This window comes from Oceanospirillum sp., assembly GCF_048265165.1.
Lineage (GTDB): Bacteria > Pseudomonadota > Gammaproteobacteria > Pseudomonadales > Halomonadaceae > Oceanospirillum.
In genome coordinates this window covers 158,290-178,637 of record NZ_JBLXCD010000007.1, presented here as the reverse complement: position 1 = coordinate 178,637, position 20,348 = coordinate 158,290, and the positions used below count along the sequence as shown (strand labels likewise).

The window sequence follows — 20,348 nt, the reverse complement described above, 5'->3', positions numbered from 1 at the left end:
GAAAGACAAAAATAACATCAACGGAAAAAGCAGCCCCGAGTGCACGACAACCCTTTTACGGTTGTCATCATGACTCAGTGCATCCATGGATAATGAATCTTAGTCGAAGCCATTTTTGCGAATGCAACCCTATTTTACGCACTCAGGACTTGATCGCTAAAGCATCCAGCAGCTTCTGATGAATACCACCAAAGCCACCATTACTCATCACGACGATACGATCTCCGGGACGACTGGCTTCGACCAGACGGACAATCAGGTGTTCCAGATCGCCCACCAACTCAGAAGGAACCGGTGCGTTGGCAACAACAGAGCCAAGGTTCCAGTCCAGGCCCGGAGGCTGATACCAGAAGGCTTCATCGGCATGTTGAGTACAGTCGATCAACTGGGACTGCAGTGTTCCCAGACGCATCGTATTGGATCGGGGCTCAATCACCGCCAGAATACGACCTTCACCTTCATGCAGATGTGGATCGAGCGCCAGCTGAGCTTTCGCCCCTTCGAGGGTAGTATTGATGGCCGTGGGATGATGAGCAAAGTCGTCATAAACCTTAACACCATCCACTTCCCCCCGGAGCTCCATGCGGCGCTTCACGTTACGAAATTCCGCCAGTGCCTGAGCGGCAATCTCAGGTGTCACTCCCACATGCCGGGCAGCAGCAATGGCAGCGACAGCATTGGCAACATTATGCAGCCCGGAAAGCGACCAACGGACTTCAGCCACATCTTCGCCATCCAATAGCACCTTAAAACGACTGCCATCTTCACGCAGCATACGAGCAGACCAGCCCGCTTTGCTGGAATGTGCTTTGATCATCTGCGTCGGCGTCCAGCAACCCTGTTCCAAAACACCGTTCAAGGGCTGACAATCCGCATAAACAATCAGACCTTCAGAGGGTACAGTCCGCACCAGGTGATGAAACTGACGCTGAATCGCTGCCAGATCCGGGAAGATATCGGCGTGATCAAACTCAAGATTATTCATAATCAAGGTTCGCGGACGGTAGTGAACAAACTTAGAGCGCTTATCAAAAAACGCTGAGTCATACTCATCCGCTTCAATCACAAAAAAAGGTGTCTCGCCCAAACGCGCGGAAATACCGAAATTTTCCGGCACCCCACCCACTAGAAAGCCCGGTGCCATGTTGGCATAGTCTAATATCTGCGCCAGCATGCTGGTGGTGGTGGTTTTACCGTGGGTCCCGGAAACTGCTAGCACCCATTTGTCTTTCAGTACGTGCTCAGACAGCCACTGAGGGCCTGAGGTGTAAGGAATTCCTTTGTTCAGCACAGCTTCCACCGCCGGATTGCCACGGCTCATGGCATTACCGACAATCACCAGATCCGGCGCTGGCTCCAGTTGTTCAGGAGAAAAGCCCTGAGTAATTTCGATGCCCTGCTCTTCCAGCTGGGTACTCATGGGCGGATAGACATTGGCATCGGAGCCCGTCACTTTATAACCCAGCTCCCGGGCCAGAATCGCCAGACTGCCCATAAAGGTTCCGCAGATACCCAGAATATGCAGGTGCATAAAAACTCCCTAAAGCATTTAGGTCGTGCCTGAGACCTCTGACACGCCGGAAAAAATTCAGAGAAGATTAGCATGAGAAGACGCCTTGCCCAACAGAATTAGCCTGCAACTAAATAGTGATGATTTCAGAATACCAACCTTAAAACAGGTGCTTACAAAGCCTATCTCTGCAAAGCATGAAAAAACTTGCCCACAGCCATGCAAAAGAGGCCAAATTCAAGTAGTATTGCCGACATTTTTCGGGGCCAAATTCGACGGGGTAAGGATCTGATCCTCTCCCGTATGGCCACTACTTTAAGACCTCAACGACTCTCAGGAGCCAGTTCAGAGATGAGCAAGCAAAACGCGTTTTATGCCCAGTCAGGTGGTGTTACCTCTGTTATTAATGCCAGTGCCTGTGGTGTCATCGAAACTGCACGTAAACACAGCGACAAAATTGGTACTGTTTATGCCGGTCAAAACGGCATTATCGGCGCCCTGGTTGAAGAGCTGATCGATACCAATGCTATCTCTGAGCAGGACGTTGCTGCACTACGTCACACCCCTGGCGGCGCATTCGGTTCTTGCCGCTACAAACTGAAAGACATGGAGACGCACCGTGAGCAGTACGAGCGTCTTATCGAGGTGTTTAAAGCCCACGATATCGGCTACTTCTTTTACAACGGCGGTAACGACTCAGCGGATACCTGCCTGAAGGTGTCTCAGATCTCTGAGAAACTGGGTTACCCGATCAAAGCGATCCACGTGCCTAAAACCGTTGATAACGATCTGCCGATCACCGACACCTGCCCGGGCTTCGGTTCTGTGGCAAAATATATCGCACTGTCCACGATGGAAGCGGGTCTGGATATCCAGTCTATGTGCGAAACCTCGACCAAGGTGTTTATCCTTGAAGTCATGGGTCGCCATGCCGGTTGGATCGCCGCAGCGGGTGGTTTGGCGCAGCAGGCTGAGGGCCAGCCGCCACATATCATTATCTTCCCTGAAATCGCCTTTGACCGTGCAGCCTTTATGAAGAAAGTTGATCAAAGCGTTAACGACAATGGCTACTGCGTCATCGTTGTTTCAGAAGGCGCACACTATGAAGACGGCACTTTCATTGCAGACGCTGGTACTAAAGATGCTTTCGGCCACACTCAGCTCGGTGGAGTAGCACCAACACTGGCAAACATGGTTCGTGAAGACTTAGGCCACAAATATCACTGGGCGGTTGCAGACTACCTGCAGCGTGCTGCCCGTCACATCTCTTCCAAGACTGACGTTGAGCAGGCTTATGCCGTAGGTCAGGCCGCTGTAGAAATGGCGGTTGCGGGTAAAAATGCCGTTATGCCGGCAATTATCCGTAAAAGCAACGCTCCGTTTGAGTGGGTTATCGAAGAAGCCCCTCTGGATAAAGTCGCCAATGTTGAGAAGTTTATGCCACGGGACTTTATCACTGAAGATGGTTTTGGTATCACCGAAGCCTGCCGCGAGTATCTGGAACCTCTGATCCGCGGTGAAGCCGAGCTGCCATACGACGAAAAAACTGGTCTGCCGACTTATGTTCGCCTGAGCCATCAGCTGGCAGAGAAGAAGCTGCCGGAATTTAAAGCCTGATACTGAATGACTTTCAGCAGGCTTTAGAGTCTACAAGAAAAGCCCTGATTGATTACACCATATAACCGGTGTAGTCATCAGGGCCTTTTTTCATACCGACACACTGTCTTTTCTTATCGCATCACACCTATTCAAAAAAACGCATTTCACTTAATAATCTTTTTGGCACGAAAAATCTGACACCTAAGCGTTTTGCAGCTGCAGCATTTAAAGCAGCCTGATATGTATGATGTCATCTGCCTGTCACAGACAGGGGTTAAATTACATCTAAGGGTTTGGCCATTATAAAGATGCTGGGAAAGCTTATATGGAATTGCCATAATGGATAAATGGCAGGGCAGGATGCCTTTTTTCCTTTCTTAAATCTCGGTTGTTACTTATCAGGCTTCAGTATGGCAGCATAAAGCGCGCCGATATCTGCAATACCGAATATCCATTGTTGTCACGGCCGAAGCTGCACCCAGTGTAAAAAAACAACTGGGAAGGCAGGTATATTGGATAAATATACTAGTCTTTTCTCAGACCAAGTGTGCTTTTTGCTTTAAGCCAAGGGTCTTTCGATTTCAAAGTTATATCTGAAGGCTGAGCTTTGTTTTTATCGAGCGACTTTTTCACCTCGGCGACCAGCTGCGCCTCAGTTTTCGTCGCTCTTTTATCGGTGGAAAAACCCTTCATTTTCAAATACAGGCTCTCTACCTTCTGGCGCGCCCAAGGTGTTTTGCGCAAAAACTTCAGACTGGACCTGATACTTGGATCTGATTTAAAGCAGTTCACTGCAATCCTCTGATGCAAACCCGGCCAACCATATTCTGCAACCAACTCGTTCAGAATTTGCTCAAGCTTTACACCATGCAAAGGATCTTGTGATGTGACAGCTTTCTTTTTTGCAGCAGGTATCTCTTTCTCAACCATAGTATCTGACCGGCCTTTTCTGTTTCATACGATGCAATAAAAAAGGAGTCGTGGCCGACTCCTTTTAATATCTGCTTTCACGGATATTTTAACTGTAAAATCATCTGCTGGGCAGATCGATTAAGTCAGCATACTGCCTATTAATAAAAGTAGCAGGATACCTGATAACCCTTTCCAGAACATCAGAGGATTACGCTCCACTAATGGCATTGCTCCCTCTTTCATATAATGCGGATTAGGTTTTTTCAGATCATAGATAAATTCTGACAGACGACGATAACGAAGTTCCGGATTTGGCTGCAGTGCGCGACGCAAAGTTCCATCCAGCCATACTGGTACCATCGGATTAAACTGATAGCTTGGCAGATACTCAAGTCGGGAAAAGTCCACCCGACTATGAAAGTGATCCATCTGATCGGCATAGGGCTGCTGCCCAGTCAGCATCCAGTAAGCGATAACTGCCAATGAAAACTGATCGGCATTAGGCCCCGGCTCACGATTCAGACGGTATTCCGGTGCACTAAAGGGAGTTAGGCCAACCACGCGTACGATGGATAATGGCGAAGGCAAATCATCCGTCCCCGGAACAGCACATGATGCAAAATCGATCAGCTTGATCATACCTCGCTGGTCCACCAGAATATTATCCGGGTGTAATCCCTGGCAGAGAATATCCCGTCGATGTAGTGCCCGAACCGCTTTTACCATTTGCTCAATAAGGTCAATAAGGCGACGCAATTCCGCATGGGGATTCTGAAGCATCCACTCTGTCAAAGTACGACCATCAACAAATTCCCGCAGATAATAGAGATAATTTCTGGGGCGGGAAGCATCGACAATTTTAGCGACATAGGGCGAGTTTACCCGCTCAACCACCCACTGCTGCATAATAAACTGGCGTAAAAAGTCCTTCCGACTTTCCAGTTGAGGCGAAGGTGCCTTAAGCACCATCTCCCGGCCGGTATGCTTGTCTTCTACCCGGTAAATACAGCTCATATTGCTTTTATTAAGCACTTCCATCACACGGTAACCGTCCAGATCGTCACCGATATTCAGCTCTCTGGGCACCGGCAAAGCACCAAACGCCTCCCCTATCGTGTCACCAGACTCTTCAGGAAGCATATCGATACGTACCAACTGAAAACAAAAATGTGTACTGCTATAACCCCGGGCACTGGCCTTTTCCATCGCAATATTCAGGAGCTGATCACAGGCCTCATTCAGGTCTGAAGCATTATGGCGAATCTGCTGCACATAATCAGACGCCACCAGAGTGCCTTTACTGGCTTGAGTGGTAAACAGTAGGATATCGCCCTGCTTTAAGGAGAACTGGTGATAATCAATATCAACACTGGGGTCCAAACCCAGGGCACGGGACGGGTAACGATAACCACCGATAAAGTTGGTATGCTCGCGGTTGAGCTGCTCAAACTCACCACCGCGTAAACGATAAACCAGAGTATCCCCCATATGGAAAAGGTGACCATGGCGCCCTTTTAAAACGACACTGCTGAATGAACTGATATAGTTGCCATTCGTGACATTCTTTCCCTGACTGAACAGCCAACCATTAAGAGCACTCAGCACTTTAGTCGCCGACGTTTTCACGTCCCAATTATCCGGCGTAGCATAGTAGTCCGCCAGAAATCCCCGGACACAGGTTTCTGCTGCTTGCTTAGCAATAACATTACGCCAGGTAGAATCCGCCACAACGGCAGACACACCTTTTACGGCCAGACCAGAGCCTTCTGGGATTCTGACCGACATTGTCGATCGTATTGAGTTTCTGTCCGGCGCAATAAAGGCCTGGCCATAACTGATTTTTAATTGACTATCTCGGGTCATTGCACCAACTCAGATCGTTTTCCGGTGAACTGCATATTTTTGCACTGCACTAGCGTATTCAGACGCCGGTCTGAATACTGCAGTTTAACTGATCGGATGATATGCAAATATTATGCAATAGTGTTTGTCGTAACAGCTATGCCATAGTGAGTATAAAAACTGTAACAGGGGAAATCTTCCCCCACAAAGATCACATCTCCTTCAACAGCTATAAAGACAGCCTGCCAGTGTGTTCTTTAGTAGGAATCTACGGTGTGATAATGGCAATCACAGGTGAGTGACTATATAATCCTGCCAGCTTTTAATGAGGGGATCTTCCCTGAATTTCCATTCAACGTTTTCTATTTCTGGGGTCAGAATAATGGATTTTGAAAAAATTCCTGCCGGTAAAGACGCACCAAACGATATCTATGTAGCAATTGAGATTCCTGCGCAAAGCTCACCGATCAAGTATGAGATCGAGAAAGACTACAATGCGATCATGGTTGACCGTTTCATGGCAACCCCAATGTTCTACCCTGCGAACTACGGCTTCATTCCTCACACTCTGTCTGAAGATGGTGATGCACTGGATGTTCTGGTGATTACACCTTACCCAGTTCTGCCTGGTTCCGTAGTTCGCTGCCGCCCGGTTGGCGTACTGAAGATGTCTGATGAGGCAGGACCTGATGCGAAACTAATCGCTGTACCTCATGACAAGCTGACCACCGTTTACAAAGAAATTCAGGATGTTGAAGACATCCCAGCCCTGCTACGTGAGCAAGTCTCTCACTTCTTTGAAAACTATAAAGATCTGGAAGAAGGTAAATGGGTTAAAGTTGAAGGCTGGGGCAATGCTGCCGAAGCCCGTGCTGAGATTGTTAAATCTATCGAAGCCTACAATAACAGCAAGTAAAAAGCTGTTATCACTCTGCCCCGCCATGTGAGCAGAGTTCTGATAAAAACGCTGGTTTATCCGGCGTTTTTTATTATCGGTATCACCGGACGGACGGCTCTCTCCCACCTAGTTCAGAAGATTTCTCCGTAGCTTTTTCGGTGTTTCATCGAACCAACGCTTAAAAGCCCGGGTAAAATTTGCAGGATGATTAAAGCCCAGCCGATAGCTAATCTCTCCTATTGTCAGATAGTTCAGCCGAACCCAATGTAAAGCCTGCTTCTGTCGAAGCTCATCCAGCACCTGCTGATAACTACTCCCTTTCTCCTGCAACCGCCTCTGAAAAGTACGTGGACTAAAATTCAGCTGAGTAGCGGCTGCCTCCAGAGATAAGCTTCCCATAGGCAAGTGATTCAATAAAAGAGATTCCAACCGGGTAATAAGGTCGCTTCTATCCAGTCGCGCCAAATAGTCAGCGACCAGAGCATCATTTTGTTCAGCAAGTTCAGGGCTGGCTGTCAGTAATGGCCGATACATAGCGGCAGCATCAAAAACAATTTTTTCGTAGGCGGCATTAAAAAAAACCGGGCATTTAAACAATCGCTGCCAGGGTGTTGGGTTCAGAGGCTGAGGACGACTCAGCCAAATACTTTTCGGCGAAAAATCGGGGTGATAAATATGACGGGCCGTCAGTACAGAGGTGCCGATAAAAGCATCCAGCTCCTCTGAAGCCAGCTGATCTCTGCGAAGGCCTGTTTTCAGTCGTACATTGACCTCAACATCAGAGCCAAAAGGCGTAACTGACATATCAGCATAATCTGCAAACATACGTAGGTTGTCTGCCAAACGGCGGAAACACTCCATCAAAGTATCACTGGACCAAATGGCAAAACCCAAAGCATGCCAGGATGTCGGCCTTACAAATCGTGCCACCGTCAGTCCAACAGCCTCATCACCGGATAAATTCCTGGCAAGTCGCCAAAGCCGGTCAATCGTCGCCAGGGAATAGCGGGTTTCCGGCTGATTTGCTACTGACTGGTCAATCCCTACCCGAGCTAAGAGCGCGCCGCCATCAATATGATATTGATCAAGAGCCCGACTAATCACTAAGGGCCAACTACCAATAACACTAACCTGATCCACTTGCCTGAACATATGCCTCCAAAGTGACTCATGGGTTTCGCAAAACGATGCCACCACTCTGGCTATCCTAAGACATAAAAACAATCATTTCACGCCATTAACCCATCTTAGTACGTCAAGACCTTGTTGCCAGGGCATGTTTCGCTCAAAAATCATACTTACCTCGTTCTTGTTTGATGCCTGCCCCGTTAAAACCTATGGGCGAAGAGGCATCAGCTCGTAAACAGTGCAGGGTGCAAACAGGCTCAGACAGTCAGAACAAAAATAATCGGAGATACAGTATGCCAACCAAAATACTACCGGGTGCTAAAGCCGCCGAATCTTATCCATTACTTATCAAGCAAATTTTTGCTTCTGCAGGTCGTTTTGAGCCTGATAACGAGATTATCTACCGGGGCGAAACTCGGTTCAGTTACCGGGGCTTCCGACAGCGGGTGCAACAGCTGGCCAATGCCCTGAAAGCAGCGGGTGTTCAGGCAGGAGATACCGTAGCGGTCATGGACTGGGATAGTCACCGTTATCTGGAGTGCTATTTTGCAGTGCCGATGCTGGGCGCCATTCTGCACCACGTTAATATTCGTCTGTCTCCGGAGCAGATCGCCTATACCATGAACCATGCAGAAGATAAGCTGGTTTTGGTGCATGATGACTTTATTCCCCTTGTTGAACAGCTGGATGGTCACCTGAGCACAGTTAATGGTTATATTCGGTTAACCGACCAGGCCAGTAGCCAGGCAGTGGGAAATATTTCCTTTGTCGGTGAATATGAAACCCTGCTGCGGGCGGAAGAGCCTGTATGTGAGTTTCCGGACTTTGATGAGGACAGTATTGCCACAACGTTTTACACCACAGGCACTACAGGCAACCCAAAAGGCGTTTTCTTCAGCCATCGCCAGCTGGTATTGCACACCTTGAACATGGTGGGCATGCTGGGTAGCTATGCTGGCCTGCCGCTATTACGCTCTGATTCTGTATATATGCCGATCACCCCGATGTTTCATGTACACGCCTGGGGGGTTCCCTATGCTGCCGTTATGCTGAACTGCACACAGGTCTACCCCGGCCGCTACGAGCCAGATATGCTGGTTAACCTGATCCATGAGCATAATGTCACCTTCTCTCACTGTGTACCTACCATTCTACAGATGCTGCTTGGCTGTGAGTCAGGAAAAGAAGCGCGCTTTGATAACTGGAAAATTCTGATTGGCGGTAGCGCTCTGCCCCAGGGGCTTGCAAAAACCGCCATGGACAAGGGTGCCGATATCTATTGCGCTTACGGTATGTCCGAAACCTGCCCACTACTCACTGTAACCCACCTGAATCAGGAACAACGTGCTCTACCAATAGACAAGCAACTGAAATACCGCACTCTGACCGGTGTTGCATCTAACATGGTTGACCTGACAATTACCGAGGCAAACGGTTCTCTGGCGGCCCACGATGGCGAGGCTGTTGGTGAAATCACAGTTCAGGCCCCCTGGCTGACCCAAGGCTACTTTAAAGAAACTGATAAACAGGAAGAGCTCTGGGAAGGCGGCCGACTACACACTGGCGATGTTGCCAGCATCCATGAAAACGGCTTCGTTGAAATCAAAGACCGCATCAAAGACGTAATCAAAACCGGTGGCGAGTGGCTTTCCTCCATCGAGCTGGAAAACCTGATTAGTCAGCATGAGGGTGTAGCCGCTGTCGCGGTAGTTGGCGTGCCGGATGACAAATGGGGCGAACGACCATTTGCAATGGTTGTACCAAAAAATGAGACGCTGACTCAGGAGGCATTACAGCAACACCTGATCCAGTATGTCGACTCTGGGCATATCTCTAAATGGGCGATTCCGGACCAGATTCGCATGGTCGATGATATTCCTAAAACCTCCGTTGGCAAGATCAATAAAAAAGAGATCCGCGCGCTGCTGGCATAAATCAAAGCTATCGGCGGACTCTACACATATGACCTGCGGATACGGCCATCATTAACAAAAGTACTCAAGGTATAAATACTCTCTCTGGCTGCTTAACAGGGTAGCCAGAGCGAATACTCAGGAGCAAAACATGACACAAAAAGTAGTATTCCTTAGCGGTGTACGTACCGCTATTGGTGGTTTTGGCGGTAGCTTAAAAGATGTTCCGGCCACAACTCTGGCCGCCTCAGTAACCCGTGAAGCGGTTACTCGCGCCAGCCTAAAACCAGAACAGATCGGCCATGTTGTTTTTGGTAACGTACTGCACACTGACCGTCGCGATATGTACATCAGTCGGGTGGCCGCACTTGAGGCTGGCCTGCCGGTGAATACACCCGCCCTGACTGTTAACCGCCTTTGTGGCAGCGGACTTCAGGCGATTATCTCCGCCGCACAACAGATTGAACTGGGTGTTTGCGATGCGGCCGTTGCCGGTGGTGCTGAATCAATGAGCCGTGCGCAATACTGGGTTCCGGCAGCACGCTTTGGACAACGCATGGGTGATGGCCAGATTGTAGACTCCATGACCGGCGCTTTGACCTGCCCGATGGAAAACTACCACATGGGTGTAACGGCTGAAAATATCGCAGAGAAGTGGGATATTAGCCGGGAGCAGCAGGATGCTCTGGCAGCACTCAGCCATCAGCGTGCCCAGGCAGCGACTGAACAGGGTCGCTTTAAAGATCAGATTCTGCCCGTTGAGCTTAAAACTCGTAAAGGCACCTCAGAATTTGTTACCGACGAGCATATTCGCCAGGATTGTACAGATGCCGATATGGGCAAGCTCCGTCCGGTATTCCAAAAAGAGGGGTCTGTGACGGCAGGTAATGCATCCGGCCTTAATGATGCCGCTGCGGCAGTCACCATGATGTCAGAGAGTGAAGCCCAGAAGCTCGGGCTGACACCGATGGCCAAACTGGTAGGCTATAGCTTTGCCGCCGTTGAGCCTCAATATATGGGGATTGGCCCGGTTCCGGCCATTCGTCAGCTTTTGGAAAAACATCAGCTATCCGTTGACGATATCGATGTCTGGGAAGTAAACGAAGCCTTTGCCGCCCAAGCACTGGCTGTGGCTAAAGATCTGGGCCTGCCGGAGGACAAACTAAACCCTAATGGCAGTGGTATCTCTCTGGGCCACCCGGTCGGAGCAACAGGAGCCATCATCACCGTTAAAGCGCTGTACGAACTGGAACGTGTACAGGGTAAATATGCCGTAGTCAGCCTCTGTATCGGTGGCGGCCAGGGCATCGCTATGCTTATTGAGCGCTAGGGGCAGGATCAGCTCAATCTATAAAAACCTTTAGCAACCAAAAAGGCTCCCGTGGGAGCCTTTTCAACATCAGGTCATAAAGCCTAAATCACTAAACCCAGCTCTATTTAATAAAAATCATCGCTGGCTTTTGTTTCTACCATCTCACCGCTAAACAATGATAACAGCAGCGCTGAAATTCGCTCATGCATAATCACGGTATGGTAGTTACCGCTTTCCTGCATATGGCCGCGAAGAGCATCCCGAACTGCTTTCACACCTGTCACATCGATAATAATGTCAATCTCAGTGCTATTCACCAACAGGTTATTCATATCTGTTGTGGTCAACACTTGGTGCTCTCGGGCCAATAGCATACCCGGAGCGTTTTCATTACTGTCAGCCACACCAATAATATCGACAAAATCAGCTTCAAGCAGCCTTTGTAGCAGCTCAATACCGGCATGCCCTGCACCGATAACGGCAATTTTAAAATGCTCCGTATTCATATTCGTATCCTTTCTTCTTTGTTTTATTGACTAAAACGCACCTCCGAGAGTGACAAAAAAACCGGCTGTTGCAAAGTATGCAAAGCCGGTTTCCGATGTGAGATAAATACTATTTATAATTACGTTGAGTCATATCATAACTCGCGACTCACTCATGCCCCGATCAACCTCTTGATAATAACTCCCGCAGATCGATAATCGCCGCATTGGCTCTCGATATATATGACGCCATCACCAAAGAGTGATTAGCAAACATACCAAAGCCACTGCCATTCAGAATCATAGGGCTCCAGAGTGCGTCCTGAGTTGCTTCCAGTTCACGAATAATCTGACGCAGGCTGACTTCTGCATTTTTGTCCTTCAATACGCCCTGGAAATCAGTCTCTACTGCTTTAAGGATATGAATCAGAGCCCAGGCCGTGCCCCGTGCTTCATAAAAGACATCATCAATCTCTGACCAGGCCGTTTTTACCTCCTGCTGATCTGGCTTACGGCTCGACTGAGTTGCCGAAGGGTCACCGGCCAGGTCAATATTAACCTGTGATTTACCCACACTGGCACTCAATCGCTGTGACAAACTACCCAGACGGGTTTCCACGTCCATTAGCCAGTTTCTTAAATTATCGGACCGTGCATAAAACTGTGCATCATTCTGGTTATCATCCACCAGACGATCACGGTAGCGAATCAATGCTTTAATGCCCTGGCGGTACTCTCCTTCTGAAGATGGGAGAATCCAGCTATTGCTGTCAAAATTAAACTGGGGCTCAGCAATCGTTAGGTCTTTATCTTCTGTGGATTGGGACTGTGAGCGTGATATATCCTTTCGTAAGGAGCGGCTCATATCCCGAAGCTGAATCAGGACGCCATATTCCCAACTGGGAATATTATCCAGCCACAGGCCAGGGGGGAAACGATCATTAGTGAGATAACCGCCAGGTTTATCCAGCAACGTTTCTGCAATACGGACTAACGTCGTTGTTGTAGCATAACCAATCGTACCGGCTTTATCCGTATGACCATGCAGCTGCGCCTCTGCCCTGGCATTCTCAGCGACAGAGAACGAGTCTGGTTCCTGGCTCCAGTACCAGCCCACACCGACAGCAACAACAAGATAAACCGCAAGACCACTACCAACCACTTTGCCCATCATACTACCAGGCATAAGGTCTCTCAGGTTATCCCATTGGTCAGCGACTTTCGCTCCAAGCTGCTTTAACATTTTATATTCCTCGTGCGTGCTGATAATTTCACTTTGGTCGGAACCCTGTGCAAGAGACAGAATCTTATTAGCCACCTGCTATTATTATGGGGCTTGTTTGGGTAAAACCCAATGCGCTGACATAAACACCTCAGCACACTATGAAATAGGGTTAGCCTTTTACGATCATAACTAAAGGAAGACTTATCTTGAACCTAAAACACTTTTTTTCACTACTGGCTTTTCTAATCGTGACAACACTTCCACTGAGTGCTGAAGCTGGCTTTTTTGACCAAAAAGCGGACGGTTTTGGCAGTGCGTCCGTCGATGGCTTTCTTCCCGTAGAGCAGGCGTTCCAATTGGAAGGCAACCTTAAAGGAACAAAATTAACCCTGACCTGGAGAATTGAGCCAAAGCATTATCTCTATCGCTCCCGCTTTAAAGTGTTGCCTGTTCTGCCAGAAAGTGCCGATCTGACCATTCTTGAAATTCCACGTGGTGAGCAGGTTGTGGATGAATTTCAGGGCAATGTCGAGATACTCAGGCACAAAGCAGTACTCAGCTATCAGTTCAATATGCCAGCCGAAGCTGTCAGGCAAGGCGTTGTTATCGAGGTTACCTTTCAGGGGTGTGCTGAAGCAGGCCTGTGCTATCCACCACACACCCAACAGCTCAATCTTGTACAGAATGCACTATAATCAGAGTCTTAAGCCGTCAGAAGTCGTAGTAGCGACCGGCTCGAAAAACAAGCCTGCGGAGCACTGTTTTCAGCCTGACAAGGTGGATCTGAAGCCAGAAAAGGGAAGTTTTCCCAAATTTGCTACAAATAGGTAAAATTCAGTAACACGCAGTAAAAAGCAGTCAAACAAAGCAGAACAGACGAAAACTGGACAAGATCTATCAAATTCGGCAAACTACGCTTAAACACAAGGAAGAAACTGCACTTTTATCATCATTTAACCGATATTATATACAGTTAAACTTCTTTTTACTGATTTTAGCAGCAAACAGACTCAAACAACTGTTTGCTTTTTGTTTTTCGCATTCTCGTCACTTGGATATTCAGTTAATTATGGCTTCCATTCTGGTGTTAAACGGCCCCAATCTGAACCTTCTCGGAACACGCGAGCCTGAAATTTATGGCAGCCAGACACTGTCTGATATTTCTGAACATCTGGCGGAAACAGCCGCTGAAAAAGGTCATCAGCTTGAATGCTTCCAGAGTAATGCCGAGCATGCACTAATAGACCGGATTCATGCCGCTCGCGACGAGAATACAGACTTTATCATTATCAATCCTGCGGCTTTTACCCATACAAGTGTTGCTTTGCGCGATGCCTTACTGGGCGTTCAGATCCCCTTCATTGAGGTCCATCTGTCCAATATTCATGCCCGCGAGCCTTTCCGTCATCACTCCTATCTGTCCGATGTAGCTCAGGGAGTGATCTGCGGTCTGGGAGCACAGGGTTACGACTTTGCCCTCTCAGCGGCATTAAAGCTTCTTAATGATAAAACACTAAAGATTGTCTGATTGGGCATCTCCCTGTCAGACCTGAAATTCTCTGCCTATGCAGAAAACCAATAACAGCCAGTGTATGACGCTGACTCATGTTCCACACACAAGTGAAAAGAGATTGATCATGGATATTCGTAAAGTAAAAAAACTGATTGAGCTGCTGGAAGAATCCAACATTGCTGAGATCGAAATCCAGGAAGGCGAAGAATCTGTTCGCATCAGCCGTAATATGAGCACTGCTCAGGTTCAGTATGCACCGGCTCCAATGGCAGCACCGGCCCCAGCAGCTCCGGCAGCGGCTGAGGCATCAGCTCCTGCTCCGGCAACCCCTGCAGGACACCTGGTAAAATCCCCAATGGTAGGTACTTTCTATCGTTCACCAGCCCCAGGCGCAAAAGTCTTCGTTGAAGTAGGTCAGAAGGTTAAGAAAGGCGATACTATCTGCATCGTTGAAGCCATGAAAATGATGAACCAGATCGAAGCAGATAAAGACGGCACTGTGGGCGAGATTTTGGTTGAAGATGGTCAGCCAGTTGAATTTGATCAGCCGCTGTTGTCTATCGTTTAAGTTTTGCCAAAACGACTGACATCTCTTTTTTGACTCCAGAATTCATAAGGCTCGATCATGCTTGATAAAGTACTTATTGCAAACCGGGGTGAGATTGCGCTACGTATTCTACGTGCCTGTAAAGAACTGGGCATAAAGACTGTAGCCGTTCACTCTGCCGCTGACCGCGACCTGATGCATGTTCGTCTGGCTGACGAATCTGTATGTATCGGCCCGGCATCTTCCACCGATAGCTACCTGAACATTCCTGCCATTATCAGTGCCGCAGAAGTTACCGATTCCGAGGGTATCCACCCTGGCTACGGTTTCCTTGCGGAAAATGCTGACTTCGCAGAACAGGTAGAACGCTGCGGCTTCAAATTCATCGGCCCTACTGCTGACGTTATCCGCCTGATGGGAGATAAAGTTTCTGCCATTGATGCGATGAAAAAAGCCGGTGTCCCTACGGTTCCGGGTTCTGATGGCCCGCTACCGGATGACCCTGAATTTGTCGTTCAGACAGCCCGCCGTATTGGACTGCCGGTCATTATCAAAGCCGCCGCCGGTGGTGGTGGTCGGGGTATGCGCGTTGTCCATACCGAAGCACACCTGGTCAACGCTGTGCAAGTAACGAAAGCAGAAGCCAAAGCTGCTTTCGGTGACGATACGGTTTACATGGAGAAGTTCCTGCAGAACCCACGTCACGTTGAGATTCAGGTGCTGGCAGATGGTCAGGGCAGTGCAATTCACCTGGGTGATCGCGACTGCTCATTGCAGCGTCGGCATCAGAAGGTTCTGGAAGAAGCACCAGCACCTGGTATTCCTGATGGTATTCGCCGTGAAGTGCAGGAACGCTGTGTGCGGGCCTGTGTTGAAATTGGCTATCGTGGCGCCGGCACATTCGAGTTTCTTTACGAAGATGGCGGTTTCTACTTCATTGAAATGAACACCCGCGTACAGGTTGAACATCCGGTTTCCGAGATGGTTACCGGCGTTGATATCGTGAAAGAACAGCTACGTATTGCCAGCGGCCTGCCTTTAAGTATCAAGCAGGAAGATATCGTGATTCGGGGCCACTCATTTGAGTGTCGCATCAATGCGGAAGACTCTAAAACCTTCCTGCCCTCACCAGGTAAAGTCGATCACTTCCATGCTCCCGGTGGCCTGGGGGTTCGGATGGACAGTCATTTATATGATGGCTACAGCGTACCGCCTTATTATGATTCCCTGATCGGCAAGCTGATTACCTGGGGTGAAACCCGCGAAATTGCACTAACTCGCATGCGCAGTGCTCTGGATGAAATTGTCATTGATGGCATTAAATCCAATATTGGACTGCAACAGGACCTGGTTCGTGACAGCGGCTTTATGGAAGGTGGCGTCAACATTCACTACCTTGAGAAAAAGCTGTCCCTGTAATCCATTCAGTTAATATCTTTTTGGATAACCAACCTCTGAAAACCGGAAGCCAGGTGCTTCCGGTTTTTTTGATATGAATACTAGAAAATCCCCTCTGCAGAGCAAACCCACCATCATTTGCGACCAACTTTTTAGAAACTCATTCTCCGAATCATTACCGAATTCAGTGTACAATGCACCACATAGAGCCAGTGTTGGCTCAGGAATTCAGAGATTCAGTCCCGGAGAAAACCATGCCCTGGCTTCAGATTAAGATTGATACCACACCTGCCCATGCAGAAGTTCTGGAAGAGTTACTGTTGGCCGCTGATGCCAATGCGGTAACTCTGGAAGACGGTGCTGACCAGCCTCTTTTTGAACCCATCAGAGGTACAACGCCTCTTTGGCAACAAACCCGTATTACAGGGCTGTTTGACGCTGAACAAGACAGTAAGGCCATGATTGAGGCACTGCAAAGTGGCTGGGCTTCTGTGTTCCCGGACCAGCCCTTTCCGGCATCCCGCCTAGAGATCCTCGAAGACAAGGACTGGGAGCGGGAGTGGATGGAAAACTTCCACCCCATACAGGTTGGTAACCGGCTCTGGGTTTGTCCAAGCTGGAAAGAAGCTCCAGACCCGGAAGCAACAAACTTGGTACTGGACCCGGGACTGGCCTTTGGCACCGGCACGCACCCCACTACGTTTATGTGCCTGGAATGGCTCGATCAACACGATGTATCAGGCCAAACGGTTATCGATTACGGCTGCGGTTCAGGTATTTTGGGAGTTGCTGCCTTGCTGTTAGGTGCCGAAAAGGCATATGGCGTGGATAATGACCCTCAGGCTCTGGTTGCCACCCGGGAAAACACAGATCGAAATAGCCTACCCGCAGAGAGCTTTGATGTTTATTACCCCGGAAAAATCGGGGATATACAAGCAGATCTGATGCTGGCCAACATTCTGGCTGGCCCACTGATCGACCTCGCCCCGACTCTTGCAGCCCTGGTTAAAGATCAGGGCAATTTGGTACTGTCTGGCATTTTGTCCCACCAGGCTGATGAAGTCATTGCCGCTTACCAGCCATGGTTTGACTTTGAGCCTGTACATCAGAAAGAAGAGTGGGTCTGCCTGAGCGCTACAAAAGTTCAATCCTGATCTCCCTAACCACGGCTTAAAACGAAAAAAGCACGCTTTGATCAATGACTTGAAGCTGTTATAAACAGGGAATCCTCGTCGAATGGGATTGCCTGTTTGCTTTCATAATCTTATGATGTAACTCAGACTCTTGTTGGAAAATGACAGACCGATGATGGATGACCGGCTTACTCGCTGCCCACACTGCTCAACCTGCTTTGTTATTTCTGATGCAGACCTGCAACAGGCCTTTGGCGTTGCTCGTTGCGGCCGTTGTAAGAAAATTTTCAATGCAGCTAACCACCTGTTTGAACTGGGATTAAAGCAACATACTGTCGCACCTCAGTCTCAGATAGAAGAGCCTGATAACGAAATACAGTCTGAAACCACATCACCGTATACGACAGAACAGGTCTACAGTCAGTCTCCCGAACACGTCCAGGCAGAAGATATTCCCTTGGGATCACCCTTAAGTGATGAAATCCCTACTACTGCTCATGAGGAAAGTCAGCTCTCGGATCATCTGCAGCCTAACGATGCAACATTGACAGCAGAGCGTGAAGACCTCCCGCCAATCAGCCCTGACCTACACTTTTCTGCACAAGTAGATACACCGCCTCAGGCCAAAAGAAAGGTGGAGATTCCGATCCCCCGTGGAGTCCCGTGGATTCCGGCCAGCGCAGCAGCAGGACTTGTGCTTCTGATTTTAATTTTACTCTGGAGTAATACCCGGGCACTCAGCCAATCTCCCGGGCTTTCAGGATTTGCCGAAGCAATTTGCAGTCTATCAGGCTGCGAACATTACCTCCCTTCAGACTTTGATGTACTGGAAGTATCCCAGCAAGCAATTAAAACAGAGAGCACCCAAACCAGTGCAGATTTGGTACTGAACAACCCAACGACTAATGAGCTGCCTTTCCCAGCCATTCTGTTGGAGCTGCGGGATGAACGCGGTAAAGCTATCGCCGAATTTATCTATCAACCTGAGACATATCTGCAAGGCAAACCTTTTGCTGATCAGATGCTGCCTCCTGACCTCCCCATCGCACTAACGCTCCCGATCCGAGTCAAAACAAGTACTCCTCACAACTTCAGCGTCCGCCTCTTCCCATCCAGCCGGCTTTAAAATGCCGGCGGGCTAGTAAGGACACATCTTCTTTTTAAGCGTAACAAATCTGCTTCAGCATCTACCTACCCTCCCTTCTTATCACCAAGATAAAGCACTCACGCACCAAAAAAATACAAAAAAAGCTATCAAACAGCTGTACTAGTCACCTTTTGCACCAAAATAAATCGGAATGACCACTTTTGGAGCATTTATGCCGACTCTATTCTTTATTATCATCACCCCATGCAAAAAAAGCATAAGCAAGTCGGTATCTTTCATAACGATCTGGAAGAGCTGCCATGATGATGCATTCAAACAGGGGAACCTATGCCGTATATCCACAACACTATTACTGGCTTAATGGCTTCAAGCCCGGCGCAAACTGAGTTCTATCAGGCCGTTGAAGAAGTACTGGAGTCACTGGAACCAGTATTAGAGCAAAGCCCGCAATACCGGAAAAACCATATTATCGAGCGAATGGTGGAACCTGAACGACAGATTATGTTCCGTATCCCCTGGGTTGATGATCAAGGTGAAATTCACGTCAATAAAGGCTACCGGATTGAATTTAACTCAGCACTTGGCCCCTACAAAGGAGGGCTGCGTTTTCACCCTTCTGTAAATGCCGGCATTATTAAATTTCTTGGTTTCGAGCAAATTTTCAAAAATGCATTAACAGGACTACAGATTGGCGGCGGAAAGGGTGGAAGTAACTTTGACCCTAAAGGTCGCTCCGATCAGGAAATCATGCGTTTTTGCCAGTCATTTATGACAGAGCTCTATCGCCATATCGGCCCAACAACCGATGTACCGGCAGGAGATATCGGTGTTGGTGCCCGGGAGATCGGTTATATGTTTGGTCAGTACAAGCGACTAACAGGTCGATATGACGGCGTTCTGACTGGAAAGGGTCTGCTGTGGGGAGGCTCTCTGGTACGTAAAGAAGCCACCGGTTATGGTTGTGTTTATTTTGCCCAAAATATGCTGGAATCTTCAGGCAGTAGCCTGGCGGGTAAAACCTGTCTGGTTTCCGGAGCAGGCAACGTTGCCATTTACACTATCGAGAAGCTATATCAGTTAGGCGCGAAGCCAGTAACCGCAACAGATTCATCCGGTACCCTTTTCGATGCAAAAGGTATCGACTTAGAGTTATTGAAAGAACTAAAAGAGCGAAAGCGGGTGTCTTTGCAGCACTATCTGGAAAAGCATCACCACGCGGAGTTTACCCCTATCAATGAATACCCGGAAGATGGTCATGCTGTCTGGCGCTATCAGGCGGATGCTGCATTTCCTTGCGCAACACAGAATGAGCTGAGCGAATCTGATGCAAAAGCTCTGATGTCCAACAACTGCCGTTGTATTAGTGAAGGTGCCAATATGCCTTCAACACCAGAAGCTGTAGAAATTTTTCTGGAGAATAAAATCCACTACGGGCCGGGAAAAGCCGCTAACGCAGGCGGAGTTGCCACCAGTCAGCTGGAAATGAGTCAGAATGCCAGTATGCAGCAACTTTCTTTTGAGCAGGTTGAAAGTCGCCTGAAAGAGATCATGCATGACATCCATCAACGCTGCAGCGAAACAGCTATAGAGTTCGGCCAGCCACACAATTTGGTACTCGGGGCAAATATTGCCGGTTTTCGCCGAGTGGCAGATGCCATGACCGAGCAAGGCGTTGTCTAGCGCCTGAAGATAGAGGCCATCATAAACAGCACAACGCCTACAGCTTTCCCACCAAACGATGCCCTGCGGTCGGTATGAATACAGCAGGGCTTTCATATCAGGCTGCAATATTGTATATATTTTGATCAACATTTCCTGAGTTCAG

The 20,348-nt window shown here is 48.6% G+C and carries 16 protein-coding genes and 1 pseudogene; 11 read left to right on the top strand and 6 right to left on the bottom strand.

Translation table 11 applies throughout. From position 1 onward, the window contains the following. Positions 1-142: 142 nt before the first annotated feature. Positions 143-1,531, bottom strand: a complete 1,389-nt coding sequence (gene mpl, locus ACN0R8_RS13810) for a UDP-N-acetylmuramate:L-alanyl-gamma-D-glutamyl-meso-diaminopimelate ligase (protein ID WP_417598391.1) — start codon at positions 1,529-1,531, stop codon at positions 143-145. 330 nt (positions 1,532-1,861) lie between these two features. On the opposite strand from mpl, the gene ACN0R8_RS13805 reads away from it, so the two are divergent. Further along, positions 1,862-3,127 carry a 6-phosphofructokinase gene (locus ACN0R8_RS13805; protein ID WP_417598389.1) on the top strand — a complete coding sequence of 422 codons (1,266 nt, stop codon included), beginning with the start codon at positions 1,862-1,864 and terminating at the stop codon, positions 3,125-3,127. A gap of 672 nt (positions 3,128-3,799) precedes the next feature. Here ACN0R8_RS13805 and ACN0R8_RS13800 read toward each other — a convergent pair. After that, positions 3,800-4,039, bottom strand: a pseudogene (locus ACN0R8_RS13800) (VF530 family DNA-binding protein); the annotation flags it as partial. A 120-nt stretch (positions 4,040-4,159) separates the two neighbouring features. Further along, positions 4,160-5,884, bottom strand: a complete 1,725-nt coding sequence (locus ACN0R8_RS13795) for a protein kinase domain-containing protein (RefSeq protein ID WP_417598387.1) — start codon at positions 5,882-5,884, stop codon at positions 4,160-4,162. A gap of 361 nt (positions 5,885-6,245) precedes the next feature. On the opposite strand from ACN0R8_RS13795, the gene ppa reads away from it, so the two are divergent. Then, on the top strand, positions 6,246-6,779 hold the full coding sequence (gene ppa / locus ACN0R8_RS13790) for an inorganic diphosphatase (protein WP_417598386.1): 534 nt from the start codon (positions 6,246-6,248) through the stop codon (positions 6,777-6,779). A gap of 108 nt (positions 6,780-6,887) precedes the next feature. Here ppa and ACN0R8_RS13785 read toward each other — a convergent pair whose 3' ends face one another. Further along, complete coding sequence (locus ACN0R8_RS13785; RefSeq protein WP_417598384.1) at positions 6,888-7,958, bottom strand: AraC family transcriptional regulator; 1,071 nt, start codon at positions 7,956-7,958, stop codon at positions 6,888-6,890. Positions 7,959-8,182: 224 nt separating this feature from the next. On the opposite strand from ACN0R8_RS13785, the gene ACN0R8_RS13780 reads away from it, so the two are divergent. Continuing rightward, positions 8,183-9,823, top strand: coding sequence for a fatty acid--CoA ligase (locus ACN0R8_RS13780; protein ID WP_417598381.1), 1,641 nt, complete (start codon positions 8,183-8,185; stop codon positions 9,821-9,823). Between the two features lie 130 nt (positions 9,824-9,953). Beyond that, positions 9,954-11,132 (top strand): beta-ketothiolase BktB, encoded by a 1,179-nt coding sequence (bktB, locus tag ACN0R8_RS13775; protein ID WP_417598379.1) that lies wholly within the window; start codon positions 9,954-9,956, stop codon positions 11,130-11,132. Between the two features lie 107 nt (positions 11,133-11,239). On the opposite strand, the gene ACN0R8_RS13770 is transcribed toward bktB, so the two are convergent. Together ACN0R8_RS13770 and ACN0R8_RS13765 are read right to left on the bottom strand one after the other, a co-directional pair. After that, complete coding sequence (locus ACN0R8_RS13770) at positions 11,240-11,620, bottom strand: hypothetical protein (RefSeq protein WP_417598376.1); 381 nt, start codon at positions 11,618-11,620, stop codon at positions 11,240-11,242. A gap of 163 nt (positions 11,621-11,783) precedes the next feature. Continuing rightward, positions 11,784-12,842: a DUF2333 family protein gene (locus ACN0R8_RS13765; protein WP_417598374.1), complete on the bottom strand. Its 1,059-nt coding sequence runs from the start codon at positions 12,840-12,842 to the stop codon at positions 11,784-11,786. Between the two features lie 188 nt (positions 12,843-13,030). On the opposite strand from ACN0R8_RS13765, the gene ACN0R8_RS13760 reads away from it, so the two are divergent. From ACN0R8_RS13760 to gdhA, 7 genes are all read left to right on the top strand, one after another. Continuing rightward, a complete protein-coding gene (locus tag ACN0R8_RS13760; protein ID WP_417598372.1) occupies positions 13,031-13,519 on the top strand; it encodes a protein-disulfide reductase DsbD domain-containing protein in 489 nt (162 codons plus the stop codon). Between the two features lie 374 nt (positions 13,520-13,893). After that, complete coding sequence (gene aroQ, locus ACN0R8_RS13755) at positions 13,894-14,352, top strand: type II 3-dehydroquinate dehydratase (protein WP_417598370.1); 459 nt, start codon at positions 13,894-13,896, stop codon at positions 14,350-14,352. 109 nt (positions 14,353-14,461) lie between these two features. Then, positions 14,462-14,905: an acetyl-CoA carboxylase biotin carboxyl carrier protein gene (gene accB, locus ACN0R8_RS13750; RefSeq protein ID WP_417598368.1), complete on the top strand. Its 444-nt coding sequence runs from the start codon at positions 14,462-14,464 to the stop codon at positions 14,903-14,905. A 57-nt stretch (positions 14,906-14,962) separates the two neighbouring features. Continuing rightward, complete coding sequence (gene accC / locus ACN0R8_RS13745) at positions 14,963-16,303, top strand: acetyl-CoA carboxylase biotin carboxylase subunit (RefSeq protein ID WP_417598366.1); 1,341 nt, start codon at positions 14,963-14,965, stop codon at positions 16,301-16,303. Positions 16,304-16,536: 233 nt separating this feature from the next. Further along, complete coding sequence (prmA, locus tag ACN0R8_RS13740) at positions 16,537-17,436, top strand: 50S ribosomal protein L11 methyltransferase (protein WP_417598364.1); 900 nt, start codon at positions 16,537-16,539, stop codon at positions 17,434-17,436. Positions 17,437-17,587: 151 nt separating this feature from the next. After that, positions 17,588-18,541 carry a DUF3426 domain-containing protein gene (locus ACN0R8_RS13735; protein ID WP_417598362.1) on the top strand — a complete coding sequence of 318 codons (954 nt, stop codon included), beginning with the start codon at positions 17,588-17,590 and terminating at the stop codon, positions 18,539-18,541. A gap of 309 nt (positions 18,542-18,850) precedes the next feature. After that, a complete protein-coding gene (gene gdhA, locus ACN0R8_RS13730) occupies positions 18,851-20,203 on the top strand; it encodes an NADP-specific glutamate dehydrogenase (protein WP_417598361.1) in 1,353 nt (450 codons plus the stop codon). Positions 20,204-20,348: the final 145 nt, after the last annotated feature.

Coding starts and splice junctions, on each gene's coding strand:
- mpl (WP_417598391.1), bottom strand. CDS start 1,531: ATGCACCTGCATATTCTGGGTATCTGCGGAACCTTTATGGGCAGTCTG.
- ACN0R8_RS13770 (WP_417598376.1), bottom strand. CDS start 11,620: ATGAATACGGAGCATTTTAAAATTGCCGTTATCGGTGCAGGGCATGCC.
- prmA (WP_417598364.1), top strand. CDS start 16,537: ATGCCCTGGCTTCAGATTAAGATTGATACCACACCTGCCCATGCAGAA.
- ACN0R8_RS13765 (WP_417598374.1), bottom strand. CDS start 12,842: ATGTTAAAGCAGCTTGGAGCGAAAGTCGCTGACCAATGGGATAACCTG.
- ppa (WP_417598386.1), top strand. CDS start 6,246: ATGGATTTTGAAAAAATTCCTGCCGGTAAAGACGCACCAAACGATATC.
- ACN0R8_RS13780 (WP_417598381.1), top strand. CDS start 8,183: ATGCCAACCAAAATACTACCGGGTGCTAAAGCCGCCGAATCTTATCCA.
- accC (WP_417598366.1), top strand. CDS start 14,963: ATGCTTGATAAAGTACTTATTGCAAACCGGGGTGAGATTGCGCTACGT.
- ACN0R8_RS13735 (WP_417598362.1), top strand. CDS start 17,588: ATGATGGATGACCGGCTTACTCGCTGCCCACACTGCTCAACCTGCTTT.
- ACN0R8_RS13795 (WP_417598387.1), bottom strand. CDS start 5,884: ATGACCCGAGATAGTCAATTAAAAATCAGTTATGGCCAGGCCTTTATT.
- ACN0R8_RS13805 (WP_417598389.1), top strand. CDS start 1,862: ATGAGCAAGCAAAACGCGTTTTATGCCCAGTCAGGTGGTGTTACCTCT.
- aroQ (WP_417598370.1), top strand. CDS start 13,894: ATGGCTTCCATTCTGGTGTTAAACGGCCCCAATCTGAACCTTCTCGGA.
- accB (WP_417598368.1), top strand. CDS start 14,462: ATGGATATTCGTAAAGTAAAAAAACTGATTGAGCTGCTGGAAGAATCC.
- gdhA (WP_417598361.1), top strand. CDS start 18,851: ATGCCGTATATCCACAACACTATTACTGGCTTAATGGCTTCAAGCCCG.
- bktB (WP_417598379.1), top strand. CDS start 9,954: ATGACACAAAAAGTAGTATTCCTTAGCGGTGTACGTACCGCTATTGGT.